Below are 20,342 nucleotides of genomic sequence, written 5' to 3'. Positions count from 1 at the left end.
GACCGGCAGTGCGCCGATCGCCTGTTTTTCAGCTGGCCTGCAGTCGGCAGGATGCATCCGCACAGCGGCCTCTGCTAAAGCCCATGATGGCCATGCCGATCACCGTTGCTGCGACCGGTACCAGCAAGGCGGCGCGCAGCGCTTCCAGGCGTTCGGACGGGCTGTCTCCATCGCCGAGAGCAAGTGTGCCGACGGCGCTGACGGCGGAGAGACCGAGTGCTGCGCCGAACTGGAACGATGTATTCACCAGCCCGCTTGCCAGTCCCTGTTCGTTTTCGGCAATACCTTCAGTCGCAATGATCGTCAGCGGGCCGTAGCCGAGCGAGAAGGCCAGGCCGAGCAGGATCGTCGACGGCAGCATTGCCGCATAGGTCCAGTCGAGCCCCATACCAAGGAAGAACGCGTAGCCCGCGACGGCAAAAGCAAAGCCGCCAAGCACCACGCGTCCATTGCCGAAGCGCTCAACAAGCAGGGGCGTCAGCAGCGGCGCCAGAATGGCGTCCATGCCGATGACGATGAGGGCTAGGCTGGTTTCGAAGGAGGACCAGCCGAGCAGTTCCTGCAGGTAGAGCGAGACGATGAACTGGAAGCCGAAGAAGGCGCCGGTGAAGAGCATCGCTCCGAGGTTGGATCGCACCAGGGAAGCAGACCGGAAGATCCCGAGCCGCACCAGCGGCGCCCGTGAATAGCGTTCGATGAGGATGAAGGCGAGCCAGAGCACTGCGCTCGCGCCCGCTATCGCAATTGTCCAGATTAGTTCACTGGTCGCATGTTCCAGCCGCGTCAGCGTATAGGCGGCAAGCAGCATGGCGCCGGTCAGGGTTACCGCACCGGCAATGTCGAATCTCTGGCGTGGGCCGGTCTCTTGCCTGTCTTCCACGATCAGCTTCATACCGGCAACGAGCAGGATGGCGGAGAAGATGACCGGTGCGAAGAACACCCACCGCCAGCCGACGGCGGACAGAAGTCCGCCAATGACGAGGCCGAGGGAGAAGCCGGCCGATGCCGTGCCGGCATAGATCAGCACCGCCCGGTTGCGCTGCGGTCCCACGGGAAAGCTGCCATTGATAAGCGCAAGCCCGGCGGGCGTCATGAAGGCGGCCGCTGCACCCGTCACGAAGCGAGCCGTCAGCAGCATCCAGCCCTCGGTCGCAAAGCCGCCGAGGCCGGAGAACAGCAGGAAAACGGTCAGCGCCGTCAGGAAGACCTTGCGCTTGCCGTACATGTCGGCGACGCGCCCGCCAAGCAGCATCAGCCCGGCATAGGCAAGCACATAGGCCGAAACCACAGCGCTCAGCGTGGTGGTCGAAAGACCGAGTTCGGCCCGGATCGAGGGAAGCGCGATATTGAGCATGGCCGCATCGACGCCTTCGAGAAAGATTGCGCCGCAGAGCACGGCGAGCATGCCGGCGGCACCGGCGCTCATTCTTCCACTCTCCGCTGTCAGGTGAGGACTTGTAGACATCATGATTTCCTTGTCCGTGAAGCAGGGAAGAGCGAGAATGGTTACATATTGATCCTCGGTTCCCTATTGTAACCAAGGCTGACATAAGGCATAAGTTCGAACCCATGGAAGAAGGCACTTCAAACTCACCGAGTGACTGCTGCAGCACCGGCCGCGATTACGACGTCCATCAATGGGATGCGAGGTGCGCCAGATTCTGGATCGCATTGCCGATAAATGGTCGCTGCTGGTTATCGCCCTGTTGGAAAAGCGCACTTTGCGCTTTACCGAATTGCGCAAGAGCATCGACGGAATCAGCCAGCGCATGTTGACAACGACATTGCGTCAGCTCGAGCGTGACGGGCTGATCGAGCGGACAGTTTATCCCGTCGTTCCGCCAAGGGTTGATTACGCGCTCACGGAGCTCGGCTGCACGCTGCACGACACGATCAAGGCGCTTGTCGTCTGGACGGAGACAAACCAGGCTAAGATCATCGCTGCCCGCCGAAGCTACGACGAACGCGCCAATGAGAAGCTTTGGTAGGCCTTAGCTCTCGCGGGTGATGGTGATGAATCCCGTGCCTTTTCCGGTTTCGGATCCGAGGCCGGTATCTGATATTGTCAGCGTCGAGCCGGGCGAGATCAGTGCATCGATCCGGTGACGGGTTTCTTCAGACATTGAGATGCGGCTGAGTGCTCTGGCGATTGGCCGGCCGCTGATGATGGAACTTTCCTGATTGACGATGCCGAGCCGCTTCACCGTCTCGCGGGACAGGTTGTTTTCCAGCGTTACGCCCAGCCAATCCGCCGTGCCGGCCGCATCATCGACCGAGTGCAGTGAGAAAAAGTGCGTGCCGAGAGCAAGGCCCGGATCGGCAATGCTAATGGGCGCCTCGAAGAGCGGCTTGAAATCCTGCCGCACCATGATGACGCCATTCGGAGGTTCGCCTTTGCCTGCCGCAGCGTAAACTTCCCTGAGGAGAGTATCCGTGATCAGGCCCTTGTCACGGGCAAATTCCGTTGGCCGCAGCGCCTTGAACGCATTGATGGCCTGAACGGTTGCAGGGCCGGCGAGCCCGTCAGGTTCGCCCGCGGCAAAGCCGAGCTGGTTCAGCAGGGTTTGGATATCGATGACGTTTTCACGCAGCGTCCGGCGCGTCATCAGCATGCTGATCGGCGCGGTATCCGCAGCGGGCGCCTGCAGCTGGAACTGCGGCATCGGCAGGGCAGCCGTCGTCTCGTTCATGGCGACCTGCACCTGCGTCTTCGTGTCACCTATGGCGGGCCGCAGTTCCACGTCCGATAGTAGTGGTGCCGGCTCGGGCCGATCGGGGCGGAATAGGGTCGGATGATCTATCGGCTCAGGCGTCAGCTCACTATCCGTGATGATGACGGGCACGCCCATCTCGGTCATCTTGTAGAGCGATTTGGCAAATTCGCCCGGCATGCGCACGCAGCCATGCGAGGCCGGATAGCGCGGCACGGAATTAGACTCGTGCAGCGCGATGCCGGACCATGTCAGCCGCTGCATGAAGGGCATCGGCGCGTTCGAATAGATGTTGGATTCGTGGTACTTCTGCTTCTCGATGACGGAGAAGATGCCGCTCGGCGTCGTGTGCCCGTCCTTGCCGCTCGAGATCTTGGAGGTCGCCACGACCTCCGCACCGTCATAGACGGCCAGCGACTGCTTATCCTTGGACACGAAAATCTGCAGCGTGCGCGAGTCTGCTGCAAAAGCCGGATGGACAAGAGCGGTTGCCGACAGCAACCCGATAAGAACGCTCACACGCACAGACATGACGCAATACACCACATGCACAAAAAACGACGCGAGTTAAGCACGCGAAGTTTAACGAAGGCTTGAATACACGGCGGCGCTTTGATCACGAGATTGTGGGATATTCAATTTTATGCAAATCTAAAATACTGGAAGTCTTGGGGGAGACTTGGAAATGCATGTCGATATTGTTTCTGCGTTCGATGATCTGCATGCCCTGAAAGATAATTGGAACGAGGTATACGCTGCCGATCCGGAGGGGAACTACTTCCTCTCCTGGCACTGGATCGCCAAGTGGCTGGAGCGACGCGCCTCGTGGTTCGTTCTCGCAGTCAAGCGGCAGGAGGAGGATGAGCGATATGTCGCCTTTCTGTCTGTCCAGCTGCATGTCGAATTCGAGGAAGGGCAGGGCCTCGTCAATATCCTGCGGCTCGGCGGCACGCCCTATGCCGGCTATAACGGTCTCCTGACACGTCTGGAAGATGCCGAAGCGGCGCTCAGCGCCTTTGCCGATTGCCTGCAGACCTTCAACTGGAAACATCTCGATCTCGACGATGTCTACATCTCCAAGGAGAGGCTGAAAGCGCTCCTCGAAGCCTTTCCTGTTTCCGAATTTTCAAAGAGAAAGGTCGCTCGCCGGCCGCATATCACCTCGGTCGGTGAAAACATTGACCACGACGTCTATGTCTATGTCCCGCTCGGCGACGATTTCGAAACCTTTGTCGATGAGCGTTTCGGCTCGAAGACCCGGCGCAATGCGCGAAAGGCACTGCGCGATCTCGTCGCACCGCAAAACGAGCTGCGCATCACTCACGTCACGCCCGAGACGATGGAGCGCGATCTGGGGCTCTTTTACGAGATGTGGAACCTGCAATGGGGCGAGCGCCAGCCGCGCTACGGAAAGTTCATTCTCGACAGCAGCCGTCATATGCTGCCGGCCTGCATCGAGCATGGCACGGTCTTCATGCCGATCCTCTGGCATCAGGACAAGCCGGTCGGTACCTTCATCATCTTCCTGGATCCCTACCGCAAGTCGATGATGTGTTTCCTCGGAAGCCGCGACCTGACCTTCCGCCACTCGATCAGCCCCGGCTTCATGCTCCACTGCTACAATCTGCGCTGGGCGATCGAGAATGGCTACCGCATCTACGACATGGGCACCGGCAATTACAGCTATAAGGATCTACTCGGGTCGGAGCATCATATCGTCGAGAAGCTGCAGATCTCCACGCTCACCGGCCGCAATATCGGCGACCGTCTCGATCCGCACTCGCTTGGTATCGCCATGCATCAGGCGATGCATTTCTTCGGGAATGGAAACCCGACCGCCGCTGAACTCTGCTGCCGGCAAATCCTGGCCGTCGACGAGAAACATGCACAAGCCACCTCATTGCTCGCGAAAATCGAGGCGGAGCAGCGGCCGAGGCTGACCGGTGATCCCGAAGCCCATTTCAGTGCCGCCGCCGGCCGTCATCGGGCCGGCGATCTTGCTGCTGCGGAAGCTGGCTATCGCGACGTGATCTCAGTCGTGCCAGATCATTTCGATGCTCTGCAGCATCTGGCATTGCTGCTCTTGCAGAAGGGCGATCTGCGTGGCGCAGCAGTCTGCGTCGACAAGGCGATCGAGGCGAAACCAACATCTGCCTCGGCCTATTGCAATCGCGGCAATATCCAAGCGCGGCTTTCGAATTTCGATCAGGCGCTTGCAAGCTACGATCGGGCAATCGCTCTCGATGCCCGCCACGCCATCGCCCTCAACAATCGCGGCAATGTCTTACGGCGATTGGGGCGCCACGATGAGGCGTTGGAAAGCTATGATCGTGCCATCGCGATCGAACCCGGTTATGCGCAGGCTGCGAAGAACAGGGAGGCGGCGCTGCAGGAAATGGTAACGGTGCCGGCCTAGAGCACCATGTGTCCATTCGGACGCACAAAGGACGCTCTAACTCTTTGAATCTACGCATCAGGCTTTTCGAAAATCGATTCTGATTTTCGGGCCGATGCTGTAGGCTAGCGGCTCCCCTTGCCGCCAAAAGTATAGCCGGTTTCGACCGTGCCCTTGCCGAACTTGTCGCGCAACTTGTCCATGGCAGCTTCCGCCGCCGCGCGCCTGCCGGATTGCTGGTCGATGAGATCGGGCGGGTCGGCGCGGCCGGCATCGCCGAGATCGGTAACGCCAATGCCGATCAGGCGGAATTTCGTGCCGTCCGTTTCCTTCTCCAGAAGGTCGAGCCCTGTGCGGAAGATCTTGTCGGCCAGTTGTGTCGGGTCTTCAAGGCGCCGGTTGCGGGTGCGTGATTTGAAATCGGCCGTCTTCATCTTCAGCACGACCGTCTGGCCGGCGATGCCGCTCTTCTTCAGCCGCCAGGAGACCTTTTCCGAGAGATTGCGCAGGATCGGCACCAGATCGTCATGACGCGAAATATCTTCGAAAAAGGTGGTTTCGGCCGAAACGCTCTTGGCGGCATCGTTGATATGCACCTCGCGGTCGTCGATGCCGCGTGATAGGCGGGAAAGCCGCTGGCCGATGCTGCCATACCGGCGCATCAGGTCGTTCTCCTCCATTTGCTGCAACTGGCCGATCGTGCGGATGCCGTCTGCCTCAAGCGTCGCGGCAAGAGCCTTGCCGACGCCCCAGATGGTCGTCACCGGGCGAGGGGCCAGAAACTCGACTGCTTCCTCTTGCCCGATGACGGAAAAACCACGCGGCTTCTGCAGGTCGGAGGCGACCTTGGCGAGGAATTTGCAATAGGAAAGACCAACCGAGACGGTAATGCCGATTTCCTTCTCGACGCGGCGGGCAAACTTCGCCAGCGTGCGGGCCGGCGGATCGTGATGCAGCCGTTCCGTGCCGCCGAGTTCCAGGAAGGCCTCATCGATGGAGAGCGGCTGCACAAGCGGCGTCAGCTCTTGCATCAACGCACGGACCTGCCGCCCGACCTTAACATATTTCTCCATGTCCGGGCGGATAACGACCGCCTGCGGGCAGGCTTCCAGCGCCTTGAACATCGGCATGGCCGAGCGTACGCCGTGGATGCGGGCGATATAACAGGCAGTTGAGACGACACCACGCTTGCCGCCGCCGATGATCACGGGCTTGTCGGCAAGCTCAGGATTGTCGCGTTTTTCCACAGCGGCATAAAAAGCGTCGCAGTCGATATGCGCGAGTGTCAGATCATAGAGTTCTTTGTGGCGCACAAGGCGCGGGCTGCCGCAGGCATGGCAGCGGCGCGCGTCTCCCCTCTGCTCGGCAAGGCAGTCGCGACAGAAGCCGGGTGTCTTGTCAGATGCAGGCGCCATGGTGAGAACAAAGGTTGAACATTGCAACATTACGCCCTAAGCTTTCGAGTCTCAAGAGAGGGAGGAGAGCTTGGCCGTGGATATCGATCTTCGTTTCGAGCCTGTCACGGCCGAGCGCTGGGGCGATTTCGAAAAGCTGTTCGGCCCGCAGGGCGCCTTCTATCATTGCTGGTGCGTGGCGCTGCGTCTTCCGCATGCCGTCCGCACGAAGATGGAGCCTTCGGAGCGCAAAGCCCATATACAGGACCGCATTGCGTCGGGACCGCCGCCGGGCATTCTCTGTTATATCGAGGGCGAGCCTGTGGCCTGGGTTCAGGTGGGGCCGCGCCACGACGTGCCGCAGTTCAATTCGCCGCGAACGGTCTCGCGGCCGCTCGAGGAGGGTGACGCTCATGATCCCGCGATCTGGGCAGTCAGTTGCTTCTTCCTGTTGCCGAAGCTGCGCGGAAAAGGCTTGAGCCACAGATTGCTTGCTGGCGCCATCGATTATGCCCGCGGCCAGGGCGCGCGGCTGCTGGAAGCCTGTCCTATCGACTATGTGAAGCAGTCGAAATCTGTCACGCTTTGCATCGGCTCGACGGCGATTTTCGATACGGCCGGTTTCGAGACGATCGCGCGGCGCAAGGATGGCCGGCCGCTCATGCGGCTGGATTTGCACGCCTGATCGCGTGTGCCGCAAGATGTTGGTCGATGAGCTCGGCGGCATGAGACCAGTCTCTTGCCCGCGCGATATCCTCGGCGGCGGCTGGCGCGAAACGGTGAACGGGTGTGTCAGGCATGAGATGGATGAGCAGGCAATCTGCCACATGCTCCTTCACGGAATGCAGGTTGCGCGCCATATCATCGATAAAGATGACTGGAAGATCGCGACCGCCATGCAGCGCCTGCACGATCGGTCCCTTTGGCTGTTCGCTGGCAAGCAACGGGAAGGTGAGGCCCGCGCTGTCGAGAAGGCGACGACGATGGGCGGAAAACTGCGGTGGCATCGCGGTGAGGAACAGGACGTCGGCATCATCAGACAAGCGTTCGAGCGTCGAAACGACGGGATCGATAGGCGTCTGCCAGCTTTCCTGGGCCTCGAAGAATTCCAGGATCAGCCGACTGACATGCTGATCCTCAAGCGCAAGCCCGTCGGCCAGGGAGACGATGTTGCCGTGAAGGCGGAAGGAGCGCGGCAGAAATTCGTGGCCGAGACTTTTGAGATACAGCTGAAAAGGATCGATGAATTGCAGCACCACATCATCGACATCGCAGACGATGAGCGGCCTGTCGCCAAGACGGATATGCGAAATGTCGAATTCGGCGCTGTTGCTCACGATCAGTATTCCCCGGAGTCGAGGCCGGGCGGCGAGAAGTGGCGCCACGCCGCGGTCAGCGCTTCCGGTGTCGTGTTCGTCGCCTCGCAGAAGGCGATCGCCGTCGGCTCATGGTTCATAAGGAAATCCAGCATACCGGCGAGAAAGCCGGGATCGTTGATGGCATTGCGCACTTGCTGCGGTTCCACCCCTGTCAATGCCAGGAAGCGACCGAAGAGATCCGGGTCGTTCGCAAGCCAGCCAAGGACGGCGATGGCCGTTTCTTGCGGATCTGCTGTCGCCGCAAGTTGTTTCGAAGTCTTGAAATTGCTTTGCATTGCGGTGGTCGAGTTACCTTTTCTTCAACCAAATACCGGTAGCTTGCACTATCGGTTTCATGGAGCCATTTGTCAGCTAATGTCTTTATCATGGACATTTGGCTTCAAGAGCGGACGTAGGGACAGCTGATCATGCCCAAACAGGTGATGATTGTAGAAGATAACGAGCTCAACATGAAGCTCTTTCGCGACCTCATCGAGGCCTCAGGCTATACCACGATCCAGACCCGCAATGGCATGGAAGCGCTTGATCTTGCGCGCAAACATCGTCCCGATCTTATTCTTATGGATATTCAGCTTCCGGAAGTTTCAGGCCTCGAAGTCACCAAGTGGCTGAAGGAAGATGATGAACTGCATGTGATCCCGGTCATCGCCGTCACGGCCTTTGCCATGAAGGGCGACGAGGAGCGGATCAGACAGGGTGGCTGCGAGGCCTATGTCTCGAAGCCGATCTCCGTTCCGAAATTCATTGAGACGATCAAGACTTATTTGGGCGACGCCTGAGGCATCGGAAAAAAGATTCATGACTGCGCGAATATTGGTTGTTGATGATATTCCGGCAAATGTGAAGCTGCTCGAAGCGCGGCTGCTGGCCGAATATTTCGACGTGCTGACTGCGGCCGACGGCTACGAGGCACTGGCGATCTGCGACCGCAACCAGGTCGATCTCATCCTGCTAGACATCATGATGCCCGGCATTGACGGTTTCGAAGTCTGCGAGCGGCTGAAGGCCAATCCGAAGACCGCCCATATTCCCGTCGTCATGGTCACCGCGCTCGACCAGTCGGCCGACCGCGTGCGTGGCCTGAAGGCCGGTGCCGACGACTTCCTGACGAAGCCCGTCAACGACCTGCAGCTCATCTCCCGCGTAAAAAGCCTGCTGCGCCTGAAGACACTGAGTGACGAACTGCGCGTGCGCGCCGAGACCGCCCATACGATGGGTATGGACGAGTTGATGCGCACCGGCGACGGACGCGCCGACGAGACGGGACAAGTGTTGCTGGTCGACGGCCGTGCCAACTCGCAGGAACGCATCATCAAAACGCTGAAGCCTGTTGCAGACGTGGTCGCCATCTCCGATCCACAGGCCGCTCTTTTCGAAGCTGCCGAGAGCGCCTTCGAACTCGTCATCGTCAACGCCAATTTCGATGAATACGATCCGCTGCGTCTCTGCTCGCAATTCCGCTCGCTGGAGCGGACCCGTTTCCTGCCGATCCTGATCGTCACGGAGCAGGGCGCCGACGAGATGGTCATCCGTGCGCTCGATCTCGGCGTCAATGACTATATCGTGCGCCCTGTCGATCCGAACGAGCTGGTCGCCCGCAGCCTGACGCAGATCCGCCGCAAGCGCTATAACGACCGCCTGCGCGCCAGCGTCAAGCAGACGATCGAACTCGCTGTCACCGATCCGCTGACCGGTCTCAATAACCGCCGTTATCTCGACAACCATCTCAACGTGCTCTTCAATCGTTCGATGGCTCGCGGCCGGCCGCTCTCGGTACTGATCACCGATATCGACCGCTTCAAGCAGGTCAACGACACCTATGGCCATGATGGCGGCGACCAGGTGCTGAAGGAATTCGCAAATCGCGTGCGTTCGACCGTCCGCGGCGCTGATCTTGCCTGCCGTTACGGCGGGGAGGAGTTCGTCGTCGTGATGCCGGACACCTCGCCGGAAGTTGCCGCAGCCGTTGCCGAACGCCTGCGCGCAGCCATCGAAAGCACGCCGTTCCTGCTGAAGTCGTCGGGTGAAACGCTGAATATTACGGCCTCCTTCGGCATATCCTCGCGCATATCCTCGGTCATAACGCCCGGCCAGCTCATGAAGCAGGCAGACCTTGCGCTCTATGAGGCCAAGAATACCGGGCGCAATCGCGTCGTGGCCTCGGCCGCCTGACAACATGGCGTTCCGTAACGCGCCGCTTTCGGTTATCCACTGGGAGCAGCTGTACCTTACGAATATTTAATATTGTTGGCTGCAACGAAGGAGCCGGTTTTTCAACCCGATAGCCCAAAAATGGACTTTAAAGCGTGTTTCTTCCGATAACACGTATCGCCTGCTCCCGGAAGCTAGAGGTGGCGAACGCGACAAGAAGAGCGGACTATAGTTGCATCCGGATTGTCTGGCCTGTGTAAATCGTATTTCGCAAAACGTAACGCCGGTACCTTACGTAAGGGAAGGATCTGAGGTATTATTGTAATATATTTCTGAAATTCTTGCTGATATCAAATATTGTCCTTTTGGTAAAAGAGACTTGGTTGCGTCTTTACACGTGCCAAAACTGGACTTTTAACCATAGAATCATACTCGAAAATTTTACCATTAAGAATTTGTTGATTTTCTTTCATTTTTGCGCAAATTATCGGCTCAGAACAGAAAACGCTCCCATGGAGGAGCTGTCGATACCCCATGATGCTCAGGTCCGCCGCATCTCCTGGGTCGTGGGGTCGGTCGGCTGGTACGCAATCTTAAACGGTTCCTCGTGCCGTTTTGCATGCTGGCCGACCCCCTTTTCGTAAAAACGCCGTCACTTCCCGAAGATGGAAGGGCGGCGTTTTTCTTTGTTTGCGCTAACATTGTGGTTAGCTCCAGTGCAAACAAAAAGCGCGCAACCCGGAGGCGCGCGCTTTTTGAAAGAGCCATGAGATCAGGTAATTACTTGATCTTGGTTTCCTTGAACTCGACGTGCTTCTTGGCAATCGGGTCGTACTTGGTCTTCGTCATCTTGTCCGTCATCGTACGGCTGTTCTTCGTCGTGACGTAGAAGAAACCGGTGTCGGCCGTCGACAGAAGCTTGATCTTGATAGTGGTAGCCTTGGCCATGGTCGTCCTGCCTTTAAGAAAATGAAAGCCGTGGAAAGCCGGATAGGCTCCACGGCAAATTCTGGCGCGAAACTACGAATCTAGCCCGAAAAGTCAAGCCCGCTTTCCGAGGAAAAGCAGTCTTATGCCGGCGAGCAAGGCATAAAGCCCGAAGAAACCGGCAATTGCATAGGCAAAACCGTTATTTCCGGCAACATCGATGGCAGCACCGATCACCTGGGGGCCCGCAACGGTGCCGACGGCATAACAGAAAACGAAGGCCGCATTGGCCGCCGCAAGGTCCGAGCCTGTCAGTCGCGAGCCAAGATGGCTGAGGCCGACCGTGTAGAGGCCGGAGACGCAGCCGCCCCAGAAAAGCAGAAGTCCGGCCATGAGAATCCAGTTATTGACGAGGACCGGGAGCATCATCGTTCCGACGAAACCGGTCAGTGCCATCAGCGCCAGCAGGGGACGTTTGTCCTTGATGCGATCCGAAAGCAATCCGAGCGGGATCTGGAAGATGACGTTACCGACACCCATCATGGTGAGCAGCAGGGCTGCCTGCGATTCGGTGAAATGCGCGCGCACCGCAAAGATCGGAAAGAGCGAGAGACCGCCGGCTTCCACCGCGCCGAAGATGAACACGGCAGCCGTGGCGGTCGGCACCAGGAAGACGTAACGCATGAAGTGCAGTTCCGGCTTTTCATCCAGAACAGGGCTTTCATAGCGGGCGATGAAGATGGGGATGGCGGCAAGCAGGATCGCGCCGGCGCCGACCAGGAAGGGCAGGATCCCGTCGCTGCCGAGGAGGGAGAAGATCAGCGGGCCGGCAGCAAAGCCGAGTGAGAGGACCGTCGCGTAGATGCCGAGCACGAAGCCGCGTTTGGCCGGCGGTGAGGCCGCATTGATCCAGAATTCAGAGAGGATGAAGAGTGTGGTCGTCGCGCCGTGGAAGGCGAAACGCAGCGGAAACCACATCCAGAAGTCCTGCGCATAGTAGAAGCCGAGCGCGCTGAGCGCCGAGATCAGCACCGCCCACATCATCGTAGGCGCCACACCGTATTTATGCGCGAGCTTGGTGGTGATCGGCGCTGCCACCATCGCCGCGATACCGGCCATCGCGGTATTGAGGCCGATGAGGGTGGAGGAAATGCCGCGCTTTTCGAGGATAATGCTGAGCAGAGGAAGTCCCAGGCCAATCGCGATACCGACGGCGGAGATCGACGAGACGGCTGCCACCAGAGAAGGCCAATGGATTTCCTCGACATCGCCCGGTGTGCCGTTCCTCGGCTGAGACATTTATCCATCCTTAGAGAAGTATGCGGACGAATCGTCCGTCTGGAGCCACATAGAAAGACATAGGCATGCCAAATCCTAGTGACGGGCAGGGTTTCACAATAGTTCTGGCATCCGCCGGCGATTTCTTGAGTATAAGCTTTCCCCGTACAAGAAATGATGAGCGTATCGTTCCTCTGCAGATAGTCGGCTATCGGCCATGGCGCTCTGGCCGCTGCCACTACACGCGAAATATGTCTGGAAGGTGAAGGTGTTCAAGCTTGCCGACCGGGTACGTCGTAATCATCAGGTTCGTCATCATGGCCGCCGAAACCATGCATCTTCAGCGCCCACTGCAAGCCTATGACGCCGCCCTTGATCGGCTGGATCGAGACGAGCGCCGTGATGATGGTGATCGGTGTCCAGATGGCGAGATGCACCCAGACCGGCAGCACGAAGGTCATGTCTGTCAGCATGAACCCACCGACGACGACATGGCCGAGTACGAGGATGACGAGATAGGGCGGCAGGTCGTCGGCGCGCTGGTGATACATCGCCTCGCCACAGGCGGCGCAATGATCGACCGGCTTTAGAAAAGCGCGAAACAGTTTGCCGCTGCCGCAGGCCGGGCACCGGTTCAGCATGCCGCGCATGATGGAGCGTCCGAGCGGGCGCTCGACATCGGGCGTATCCCCGTAGCGGACGACCTCGTCTGTCGGTGTGCTCATCGATCTTCCTCTTCCCGGAACCGGAGCCTTTCCATTTTTCTTCGAAATATGGAAAGGCTCCGTCTCTTTCTCTTCACGCAATTCCGAACGCAAAACCGCTGCGCACTTTTGCTGGAATTGCTTCAGCGCCGCCCGCGCGGCGGCCTCGTTCCGATCTTCTTGCGGGCGCGGCTTGCATCGCGTCGCCCCGCCTTGTGGAAGGAGCGCACAGCCGTCGGCATCTTGCGTCCCTCGCTCAGCATCTCGAAGCGCAGTGCGCCGGCAAGCGGGATCGCCTCTGCCAGCCGCACCGTCACATCGTCGCCGAGGCGATAGCCGAGACCCGTCTTTTCGCCCGATAGCGCCTGATGCGCTTCGTCATAGATGAAATAGTCAGTGCCGAGCGTAGATATAGGGATGAAACCGTCTGCGCCATAGTCCGGCAGCAGGATAAACAGGCCGGATTTGGTAACGCCTGAAACGCGTCCTTCAAATTCCTGGCCGACACGACCGGCAAGGTGATGAGCGATGAGGCGATCGACGGTCTCGCGCTCTGCGGCCATCGCCCGGCGCTCGAAAGTGGAGATTTCGGCGGCGATATCGTCGAGCGTCGCTTCCTCGTCCGGCGTGATGCCGCCTTCGCCGAAGCCGAGCGAGCTTACCAGCGCACGATGCACGATAAGGTCGGCATAACGGCGGATCGGCGAAGTGAAGTGCGCATACTTCATGAGGTTCAGGCCGAAATGGCCGATATTTTCAGGACTGTAGATCGCCTGGCTCTGCGAGCGCAGTACCATCTCGTTGACCATTGTCTGGTGTGGCGTGTTGTCAGCCTTGGCGAGGATACCGTTGAAGCTATTGGCGCGCATGTTGCCGCCTTTGGCAAGCGAGATGCCGAGGGTAGCGAGGAACTCGCGCAGCACCTCCTGTTTGGCAAGCGTTGGCGTATCGTGGATACGGTAAATCAGCGGCTGGCGCTTTTTCTCCAGCGTCTCGGCAGCCGCGACGTTCGCCTGGATCATCATTTCTTCGATCAGCTTATGCGCATCGAGACGTGGCGGCACGAAGACCCGGTCGACTGTGCCATCGGGCTTCAGCAGGATCTTGCGCTCGGGCATGTCGAGCTCGAGCGGCTGGCGCCGGTCGCGGCCGCGTTTCATCGTCTCGTAGGCGTGCCAGAGCGGCTTGAGGATCGGCCCCAGCATCGGCCCGGTCTTGTCGTCGGGCTTGCCGTCGATTGCCGCCTGTGCCTGCTGGTAGGAGAGCTTGGCCGCGCTCTTCATCATGATGCGATGGAAGGTATGCCCGATCTTGCGGCCGTCCTTCGAGAAGACCATGCGCACCGCAAGGGCAGGGCGGTCCACGCCTTCCTTCAGCGAGCAGAGATCGTTGGAAATCCGTTCCGGCAGCATCGGCACGACCCGATCCGGGAAATAGACCGAGTTGCCACGCTTTAACGCTTCCCGGTCGAGCGGCGAATTCGGCCGCACATACCAGGAAACGTCGGCGATTGCGACAGTGACGATCACGCCGCCCGCATTGTCCTCGGACGGATCCTCCTCGGCATAGACGGCGTCGTCATGGTCTTTGGCGTCGGCAGGATCGATGGTGATCAGCGGCATGTCGCGCCAGTCTTCCCGATGAGACATGGTGGCAGGCTTGGCGTCATCGGCTTCTGCGACTGCGGCCGGTAAGAAGACATGCGGAATGCCATGCGCATGGATGGCGATCATCGAGATCGCCTTTTCCGAAGCGACGGAGCCGATGACCGAAAGCACCTTGGCACGAGCCAGGCCGAAACGGCCGAGACGCGCAATTTCCACCTCGACCAGATCGCCATCCTTGGCATCGCCCTTGTAGTCGGGGTCGATCAGCATTTCCTCGCCGCGCCTGTCGATGGGCAGCAGGCGTCCGGCGCCACCCGGCGCATCCTTGAAGACGCCCATGCTGGCGCCACGGCGCTTGTCGATCACCTTGATGATGCGGGCGGTATAGGCCGGGCCGCCGCGGTCGACAGCCGGGAATATCTTGGCAAGGATACGGTCACCCATGCCAGCAACCGGCGCCTTGCCCTTGCCCTGACGGCCCGCTGGCGATTGCTGGCGAATGGCAACGGCAGGGGCCACACCCTGATCCTCCGGCCATTCGGCCGGGCGGCCGATCAACTCGCCATCCTTGTCGCGCGTGGTGATGTCGAGCACGGTGACGGGCGGCAGCGCACCAGGCCGGATCAGCGACTTGCGGGTCTTCTGCAACATGCCTTCCTGCTCCAATTCTTGCAGCAGGCGCTTGAGCTCGACGCGGCTTTCGCCTTTCAGCCCGAAGGCCTTGGCGAGCTCGCGCTTGGAGGCTTTCTGCGGATGTTCTGCGATGAAGCGCAGAATGACTTCGCGCGGCGGCAGTATGCCGTGCACGATGTTCAGCGGCTCAGGCGCAGGTTCCCTGCTCGCGCGTCCGAATTTTCCCGGGCGCTTGCCCATGGCTCTCGTAGTCTCGCGCGGTTCTCTCGCCACTCTCAGCTCTTTTTCGTTTTCGCCGGCGCTTTTGCCTTGGTTGCCTTCGGCTTTGCGGCGGTCTTCGTCGTCTTGGCCTCGGCTGCGGCAGTTTTCGGCTTCGCTGCCGACTTCGGCTTTGCTGCCGACTTGGCCTTGGTCTTGCCGGCCGGAGCCTTGCCTGCCTTTTCCGCAATCAGCACCAGCGCCTCTTCGACGGTGATGGCCTGCGGATCCTTGCCCTTCGGCAGCGTCGCATTGACCTTGCCCCAGTTGACATAGGGGCCATAGCGGCCATCGCGAACGGTGATCGCACCACCGTCAGGATGATCGCCGAGTTCCTTGAGGGCTGCTGGCGTGCCGCGGCCTCCGCCCGGCGCCTTGGCCTGTTTTTCGGCAATCAGCGTCACAGCGCGGTTGAGGCCGACCGAGAAGACGTCCTCGATGCTTTCCAGATTGGCATAGGTGCCGTCATGCAGCAGGAACGGCCCGTAGCGACCGAGCCCGGATGAGATCATCTTGCCGCTTTCCGGATGTTTGCCGATATCGCGCGGCAAAGAGATCAGCGCCATCGCCTTCTCGTAGTCGATATCTTCCGGCTTCCAGCCCTTGGGGAGCGACGAGCGCTTGGCATCCTTGCCGTCGCCACGCTGGATATAAGGTCCGAAACGGCCCGAACGCAGCGTCAGTTCCTCGCCGGTGGTCGGGTCGGTGCCGAGGCTCTTCGGCTCGTTCAGCGCCGCGCCTTCAGCCTCGCCGCCGTTTTCGGAGGAGAGCTGGCGGGTATAGTTGCATTCCGGGTAGTTCGAGCAACCGACGAAGGCGCCGTACTTGCCGAGCTTCAGCGACAGGTTGCCGGTGCCACAGACCTGGCAGATGCGCGGATCACTGCCGTCTTCGCGTTTGGGGAAGACGAGCGGAGCCAGCGCCTCGTTGAGCGAATCCAGAACGTTGGTGACGCGCAGTTCCTTGGTGTCTTCGATCTGCGAGAAGAAATCCTTCCAGAAGTCACGAAGAACTTGCTTCCAGTTCAGTTCGCCGGCCGAAATCCGGTCGAGCTTCTCTTCGAGGTCGGCCGTGAAATCATATTCGACATACTTGGTGAAGAAGCTTTCGAGGAAGGCGGTAACGAGACGCCCCTTCGCCTGCGGGATCAGCTTGCGCTTGTCGATCGTCACATAGTCGCGGTCGCGCAGCGTCGCCAGCGTCGCGGCATAGGTGGATGGGCGACCGATGCCGAGCTCTTCCATTTTCTTGATGAGCGAGGCTTCAGAATAACGCGGCGGCGGCTCGGTGAAGTGCTGCGTGGAATTGATCTTCTGCTTGGCGAGGTTCTCGCGCGCATTGATCTCCGGCAAGCGGCCATCCTCGTCATCAGCGTCGTCGCTCTGCTCGCCATCCTCCTTCTGGTCGGTGTAGGCGGCGATGAAGCCGTCGAAGCGGATGACGGAGCCGACGGCGCGCAGGCCAGCCTTCTGGCCGTTGTTGTCGGCAATGATTTCAGCCGTCGTACGCTCGATTTCGGCCGATGCCATCTGGCTGGCGATACCGCGCTTCCAGATCAGGTCATAAAGACGGATCTGGTCGGCATCCAGGAACTTGCGCACACGATCGGGCGAGCGGTTAAAATCGGTTGGGCGGATCGCTTCGTGTGCTTCCTGAGCGTTCTTCGCCTTGGTGGAGTAGAAGCGTGCCTTTTCCGGCAGGTAGCGGTCACCGAACTGCTCGCCGATGGCGCGTCGTGCCGCATCGATCGCTTCAGGTGCCATCTGAACGCCGTCCGTACGCATATAGGTGATGAGACCAACGGTCTCGCCGCCGATATCCACACCCTCATAAAGCTTCTGCGCAATCTGCATGGTGCGCGATGCCGAGAAGCCGAGCTTGGAGGAGGCGGCCTGCTGCAAAGTTGAAGTCGTAAACGGCGGGGCCGGGTTGCGCTTGACCGGCTTTGCCTCGACGCTTTCGACGACATAGCTTGCGCCTTCCAGCAGCGCCTTCAGCTTGCCGGCTTCCTCGCCATTGCCGATCGAGCGCGGCTGCAGCCGCTTGCCATTGGCGGCAACGAGCCTTGCTTCGAACTCGTCTCCGCGCGGTGTCTTCAAGAGCGCCGAAAGATTCCAGTATTCCTCGGAGATGAAACGTTCGATCTCGGATTCACGGTCGCAGACGAGGCGCAGCGCAACCGACTGCACGCGGCCGGCCGAACGTGCGCCGGGCAGCTTGCGCCAGAGAACTGGCGAGAGATTGAAGCCGACGAGATAATCGAGTGCGCGGCGTGCCAGATAGGCATCGACCAGCGGGACATCGATATCGCGCGGATCGGCCATCGCGTCGAGCACGGCCTTCTTGGTAATGGCGTTGAAGACGACGCGCTTGACCGGCTTGCCGTTAATGACCCGCTTCTTGTTCAGAAGATCGAGCACATGCCAGGAGATCGCTTCACCTTCGCGATCAGGGTCGGTCGCAAGGAACAGGGCATCGGAAGATTTCACCGCGTCGGCAATATCCTTCATGCGCTTGGAAGAGGCGCCATCCACTTCCCACAGCATTTCGAAATCCTGATCCGGAAGAACTGATCCATCCTTGGCAGGCAGATCGCGCACATGGCCGAAGGAGGCGAGCACTTTGTATCCTGGACCCAGATACTTATTGATCGTCTTGGCCTTGGCAGGCGATTCCACCACTACAACATTCATGATGATTCTCTAAAAAAGATGCCGATCCGGCGAAGAAGCAGGCGCAACACGCACTGCAACATGAATGCCGGCCCTCCGACATGGACAGGGAATTCGCTCCGGTCAAGAGGTTTGCTTTAATTTTACCTCTTTGGCGCATGTCGCAACCATTGCGAGATTTTGAATCTATTGCAATTCAGGATGATTAAGCTATCGTTTTTGAAGTGTGGTCCGGGCTCCCTGGTAAAGCAGCCCTCTCCAATTTCATAGAGACAATTATGGCCCCCAAGGTTGCAGAAAAGAACACCGATCTCAAAGCATCGCGTGAGAACGTTGCCTTCATCCGGCAGATGCTCGGAGAACTGCACCAGATGGCGGAACGCGAAAATGCGGAGATGCTCTGTTATCTCATCGAAATGGCCTGTGTCGAAGCCGGAGACCTGCAGTCACGCATCGATGGCGGCTCAGTCGGCCATGGAAATTGAAACCTGTCCGCCGGCATGGCGGTGGAGACGCCCGGCCATATCCAGCTCCAGAAGAACGAGATAGACGGCGGAAGCCGAGAGACCGGTATGACGAATGATGTCGTCGATCTCCGCCGGCGTCGGACCCAGCGCATCGATGACGAGCGTGCGATCCGTTTCGTCGGGCGGAAGCGACATCCTGCCACCTTCGCGCTTCGGTTCTTCGGCTGATGGCAGCGAGAAGAGATCGGGCTGGGAGAGCGGCGCAAGCGCTTCCACGACATCCTCCGGTGAAGTGACGATCATCGCTCCGTCCTTCAGAAGGCCGTTCGTGCCGTGGCAGCGTGGATCGAGCGGCGAACCTGGCACGGCAAAGACCAGCCGCCCGAATTCGCCGGCCATCCGCGCCGTGATAAGCGAACCGGAGCGAACGGCTGCCTCCACGACCGCGACGCCGAGCGAAATGCCCGCAATCAGCCGGTTGCGGCGGGGGAAATCGCGTGCACGCGGCTCCCAGCCGAAAGGCATCTCGCTGACGGCAAGCCCGTTGCCATTCCATATCTCCTCCAGCAGTCCGACGTTTTCAGGCGGGTAGGGCTGGTCCAGCCCTCCGGCCATTGCGGCAATGGTGCCGGTATCAAGGCTCGCCCTATGGGCGGCCGTATCGATGCCGCGGGCAAGACCGGAGACGACCGCATAGCCGGCCCGGCCGCAGTCTCGGGCGATCATCGCCGCGAACTTCGCGCCGCTGATGGAAGCATTGCGCGAACCGACGATGCCGACCGCCGGTCTATTCAGCACGGAAAGATCGCCCTTGACCATCAGCAGCGGCGGCGCGGCGTCGATCTGGCGCAGCGCCTGCGGATAATCGGGCTCGCCGATGCCGACGAAGCGGGCGCCGAAGCGTTGCGCCGCCTCAAGCTCGCGATATGCTTCAGCCTCGGAGGCAATACGGATCGAGCGCGTCGCGCCGCCACGTGCCGACAGTTCCGGCAACATGGAAAGCGCGGCTTCCGCCGAACCAAAATGATTGATGAGATCGCGAAAGGTCGCAGGCCCGACATTGTCGGAACGGATCAGCCGCAGCCAGGCGATCCTCTGTCTCTCCGTCAGCGCAATTCCTTTTGGCTTTGCGCTGAGCGCGTCCATTACCCCTTAGCCCCGATCTTGCTTTCCGTCCCGCTCATCAGACGGGAGATATTGGCCTTGTGTTTCCAGTAGGAGATGACGCTCATGATGGCCATGATTGCCGCAACCTTTTCGTCGCCCAATATCCACAATGCAACCGGAATGACAAGCATCGCAACGAGAGCGGAAAGCGAGGAATAGCGACTGATAAAGGCAGTCCCCAGCCAAACGGCTGCAAAGAGCAGAACCATGAGCGGTGCGACGCCGAGCAGCGTGCCGATATAGGTGGCAACACCCTTGCCGCCCTTGAAGCCGATCCAGACCGGGAACAGGTGGCCGATGAAGGCGAAGAAACCGGCGATGATGCCCGCTTCCTCACCCGCGAAATAGGCCATGATCCAGGCGGCGGCAGCGGCTTTCAGCGCATCGAGCAGCAGGGTTGCGGCAGCGAGCTTCTTGTTGCCAGTGCGTAGGACGTTGGTCGCGCCGATATTGCCGGAGCCGATGCTGCGCACGTCGCCAAGGCCGGCGGCGCGTGTCAGGATGAGACCGAACGGGATAGAGCCGAGCAGGTAGCCGACCACGACGGCGGCAAGGGCCAGAGGCAGAGTAATCTGCCAGGTGACAAGATCAGATATCAT

18 protein-coding genes are annotated in these 20,342 nt (G+C 59.7%); 6 read left to right on the top strand and 12 right to left on the bottom strand.

Features of this window, described 5'->3' with window-relative positions:
- Positions 1-28: 28 nt before the first annotated feature.
- Positions 29-1,426, bottom strand: coding sequence for an MFS transporter (locus tag H4W29_RS02105; RefSeq protein ID WP_246517094.1), 1,398 nt, complete (start codon positions 1,424-1,426; stop codon positions 29-31).
- Between the two features lie 211 nt (positions 1,427-1,637).
- Between H4W29_RS02105 and H4W29_RS02100 the strand changes: the two genes are divergently transcribed.
- Positions 1,638-1,988: a winged helix-turn-helix transcriptional regulator gene (locus H4W29_RS02100; protein ID WP_210332130.1), complete on the top strand. Its 351-nt coding sequence runs from the start codon at positions 1,638-1,640 to the stop codon at positions 1,986-1,988.
- A 3-nt stretch (positions 1,989-1,991) separates the two neighbouring features.
- Here H4W29_RS02100 and H4W29_RS02095 read toward each other — a convergent pair whose 3' ends face one another.
- Entirely contained in the window at positions 1,992-3,242 is a 1,251-nt protein-coding gene (locus tag H4W29_RS02095) for a L,D-transpeptidase family protein (RefSeq protein ID WP_192727448.1), read from the bottom strand.
- A gap of 154 nt (positions 3,243-3,396) precedes the next feature.
- On the opposite strand from H4W29_RS02095, the gene H4W29_RS02090 reads away from it, so the two are divergent.
- On the top strand, positions 3,397-5,127 hold the full coding sequence (locus H4W29_RS02090; protein ID WP_192727447.1) for a GNAT family N-acetyltransferase: 1,731 nt from the start codon (positions 3,397-3,399) through the stop codon (positions 5,125-5,127).
- A gap of 104 nt (positions 5,128-5,231) precedes the next feature.
- Here the strand turns inward: H4W29_RS02090 and H4W29_RS02085 are convergent, their stop codons facing one another.
- Positions 5,232-6,521 (bottom strand): DNA polymerase IV, encoded by a 1,290-nt coding sequence (locus H4W29_RS02085; RefSeq protein ID WP_192727446.1) that lies wholly within the window; start codon positions 6,519-6,521, stop codon positions 5,232-5,234.
- Positions 6,522-6,597: 76 nt separating this feature from the next.
- Between H4W29_RS02085 and H4W29_RS02080 the strand changes: the two genes are divergently transcribed.
- Positions 6,598-7,185, top strand: a complete 588-nt coding sequence (locus tag H4W29_RS02080; protein ID WP_192727445.1) for a GNAT family N-acetyltransferase — start codon at positions 6,598-6,600, stop codon at positions 7,183-7,185.
- On the opposite strand, the gene H4W29_RS02075 is transcribed toward H4W29_RS02080, so the two are convergent.
- Positions 7,160-7,837: a hypothetical protein gene (locus H4W29_RS02075; RefSeq protein WP_192727444.1), complete on the bottom strand. Its 678-nt coding sequence runs from the start codon at positions 7,835-7,837 to the stop codon at positions 7,160-7,162. The genes H4W29_RS02080 and H4W29_RS02075 overlap by 26 nt on opposite strands.
- Positions 7,838-7,839: 2 nt before the next feature.
- Entirely contained in the window at positions 7,840-8,154 is a 315-nt protein-coding gene (locus H4W29_RS02070; protein WP_183743842.1) for a DUF3572 domain-containing protein, read from the bottom strand.
- A 132-nt stretch (positions 8,155-8,286) separates the two neighbouring features.
- Between H4W29_RS02070 and H4W29_RS02065 the strand changes: the two genes are divergently transcribed.
- The gene (locus H4W29_RS02065) at positions 8,287-8,658 is read left to right on the top strand and encodes a response regulator (RefSeq protein ID WP_003547430.1); all 372 of its coding nucleotides are present in this window, start codon (positions 8,287-8,289) and stop codon (positions 8,656-8,658) included.
- Between the two features lie 19 nt (positions 8,659-8,677).
- Positions 8,678-10,051: a PleD family two-component system response regulator gene (locus tag H4W29_RS02060; protein ID WP_192727443.1), complete on the top strand. Its 1,374-nt coding sequence runs from the start codon at positions 8,678-8,680 to the stop codon at positions 10,049-10,051.
- A 759-nt stretch (positions 10,052-10,810) separates the two neighbouring features.
- On the opposite strand, the gene rpmG is transcribed toward H4W29_RS02060, so the two are convergent.
- The 5 genes from rpmG to topA all read right to left on the bottom strand — a co-directional run bounded on the left by rpmG (position 10,811) and on the right by topA (position 18,130).
- Positions 10,811-10,978, bottom strand: a complete 168-nt coding sequence (rpmG, locus tag H4W29_RS02055) for a 50S ribosomal protein L33 (RefSeq protein ID WP_003587245.1) — start codon at positions 10,976-10,978, stop codon at positions 10,811-10,813.
- Positions 10,979-11,071: 93 nt separating this feature from the next.
- Entirely contained in the window at positions 11,072-12,256 is a 1,185-nt protein-coding gene (locus H4W29_RS02050; RefSeq protein ID WP_192727442.1) for an MFS transporter, read from the bottom strand.
- 251 nt (positions 12,257-12,507) lie between these two features.
- On the bottom strand, positions 12,508-12,960 hold the full coding sequence (locus H4W29_RS02045) for a DUF983 domain-containing protein (protein WP_192727441.1): 453 nt from the start codon (positions 12,958-12,960) through the stop codon (positions 12,508-12,510).
- 122 nt (positions 12,961-13,082) lie between these two features.
- Positions 13,083-15,452, bottom strand: coding sequence for a ribonuclease R (gene rnr, locus H4W29_RS02040; protein WP_192727440.1), 2,370 nt, complete (start codon positions 15,450-15,452; stop codon positions 13,083-13,085).
- A gap of 2 nt (positions 15,453-15,454) precedes the next feature.
- The gene (topA, locus tag H4W29_RS02035; RefSeq protein ID WP_192727439.1) at positions 15,455-18,130 is read right to left on the bottom strand and encodes a type I DNA topoisomerase; all 2,676 of its coding nucleotides are present in this window, start codon (positions 18,128-18,130) and stop codon (positions 15,455-15,457) included.
- Between the two features lie 257 nt (positions 18,131-18,387).
- Between topA and H4W29_RS02030 the strand changes: the two genes are divergently transcribed.
- Positions 18,388-18,594, top strand: a complete 207-nt coding sequence (locus H4W29_RS02030; protein ID WP_192727438.1) for a hypothetical protein — start codon at positions 18,388-18,390, stop codon at positions 18,592-18,594.
- Here the strand turns inward: H4W29_RS02030 and dprA are convergent.
- Positions 18,574-19,722 (bottom strand): DNA-processing protein DprA, encoded by a 1,149-nt coding sequence (dprA, locus tag H4W29_RS02025; protein ID WP_192727437.1) that lies wholly within the window; start codon positions 19,720-19,722, stop codon positions 18,574-18,576. The genes H4W29_RS02030 and dprA overlap by 21 nt on opposite strands.
- Complete coding sequence (plsY, locus tag H4W29_RS02020) at positions 19,722-20,342, bottom strand: glycerol-3-phosphate 1-O-acyltransferase PlsY (protein ID WP_192727436.1); 621 nt, start codon at positions 20,340-20,342, stop codon at positions 19,722-19,724. The genes dprA and plsY overlap by 1 nt, the downstream gene beginning before the upstream one ends.

It is taken from the genome of Rhizobium viscosum, from assembly GCF_014873945.1.
Lineage (GTDB): Bacteria > Pseudomonadota > Alphaproteobacteria > Rhizobiales > Rhizobiaceae > Rhizobium > Rhizobium viscosum.
Note: the sequence above shows the minus strand (reverse complement) of the source record. Positions and strands in the feature narration are given on the sequence as shown.

Coding starts and splice junctions, on each gene's coding strand:
- H4W29_RS02070 (WP_183743842.1), bottom strand. CDS start 8,154: ATGCAAAGCAATTTCAAGACTTCGAAACAACTTGCGGCGACAGCAGAT.
- H4W29_RS02065 (WP_003547430.1), top strand. CDS start 8,287: ATGCCCAAACAGGTGATGATTGTAGAAGATAACGAGCTCAACATGAAG.
- H4W29_RS02045 (WP_192727441.1), bottom strand. CDS start 12,960: ATGAGCACACCGACAGACGAGGTCGTCCGCTACGGGGATACGCCCGAT.
- topA (WP_192727439.1), bottom strand. CDS start 18,130: ATGAATGTTGTAGTGGTGGAATCGCCTGCCAAGGCCAAGACGATCAAT.
- H4W29_RS02090 (WP_192727447.1), top strand. CDS start 3,397: ATGCATGTCGATATTGTTTCTGCGTTCGATGATCTGCATGCCCTGAAA.
- dprA (WP_192727437.1), bottom strand. CDS start 19,722: ATGGACGCGCTCAGCGCAAAGCCAAAAGGAATTGCGCTGACGGAGAGA.
- H4W29_RS02100 (WP_210332130.1), top strand. CDS start 1,638: ATGGGATGCGAGGTGCGCCAGATTCTGGATCGCATTGCCGATAAATGG.
- H4W29_RS02030 (WP_192727438.1), top strand. CDS start 18,388: ATGGCCCCCAAGGTTGCAGAAAAGAACACCGATCTCAAAGCATCGCGT.
- H4W29_RS02085 (WP_192727446.1), bottom strand. CDS start 6,521: ATGGCGCCTGCATCTGACAAGACACCCGGCTTCTGTCGCGACTGCCTT.
- H4W29_RS02060 (WP_192727443.1), top strand. CDS start 8,678: ATGACTGCGCGAATATTGGTTGTTGATGATATTCCGGCAAATGTGAAG.
- H4W29_RS02105 (WP_246517094.1), bottom strand. CDS start 1,426: ATGAGCGCCGGTGCCGCCGGCATGCTCGCCGTGCTCTGCGGCGCAATC.
- H4W29_RS02095 (WP_192727448.1), bottom strand. CDS start 3,242: ATGTCTGTGCGTGTGAGCGTTCTTATCGGGTTGCTGTCGGCAACCGCT.
- H4W29_RS02050 (WP_192727442.1), bottom strand. CDS start 12,256: ATGTCTCAGCCGAGGAACGGCACACCGGGCGATGTCGAGGAAATCCAT.
- plsY (WP_192727436.1), bottom strand. CDS start 20,342: ATGATATCTGATCTTGTCACCTGGCAGATTACTCTGCCTCTGGCCCTT.
- rpmG (WP_003587245.1), bottom strand. CDS start 10,978: ATGGCCAAGGCTACCACTATCAAGATCAAGCTTCTGTCGACGGCCGAC.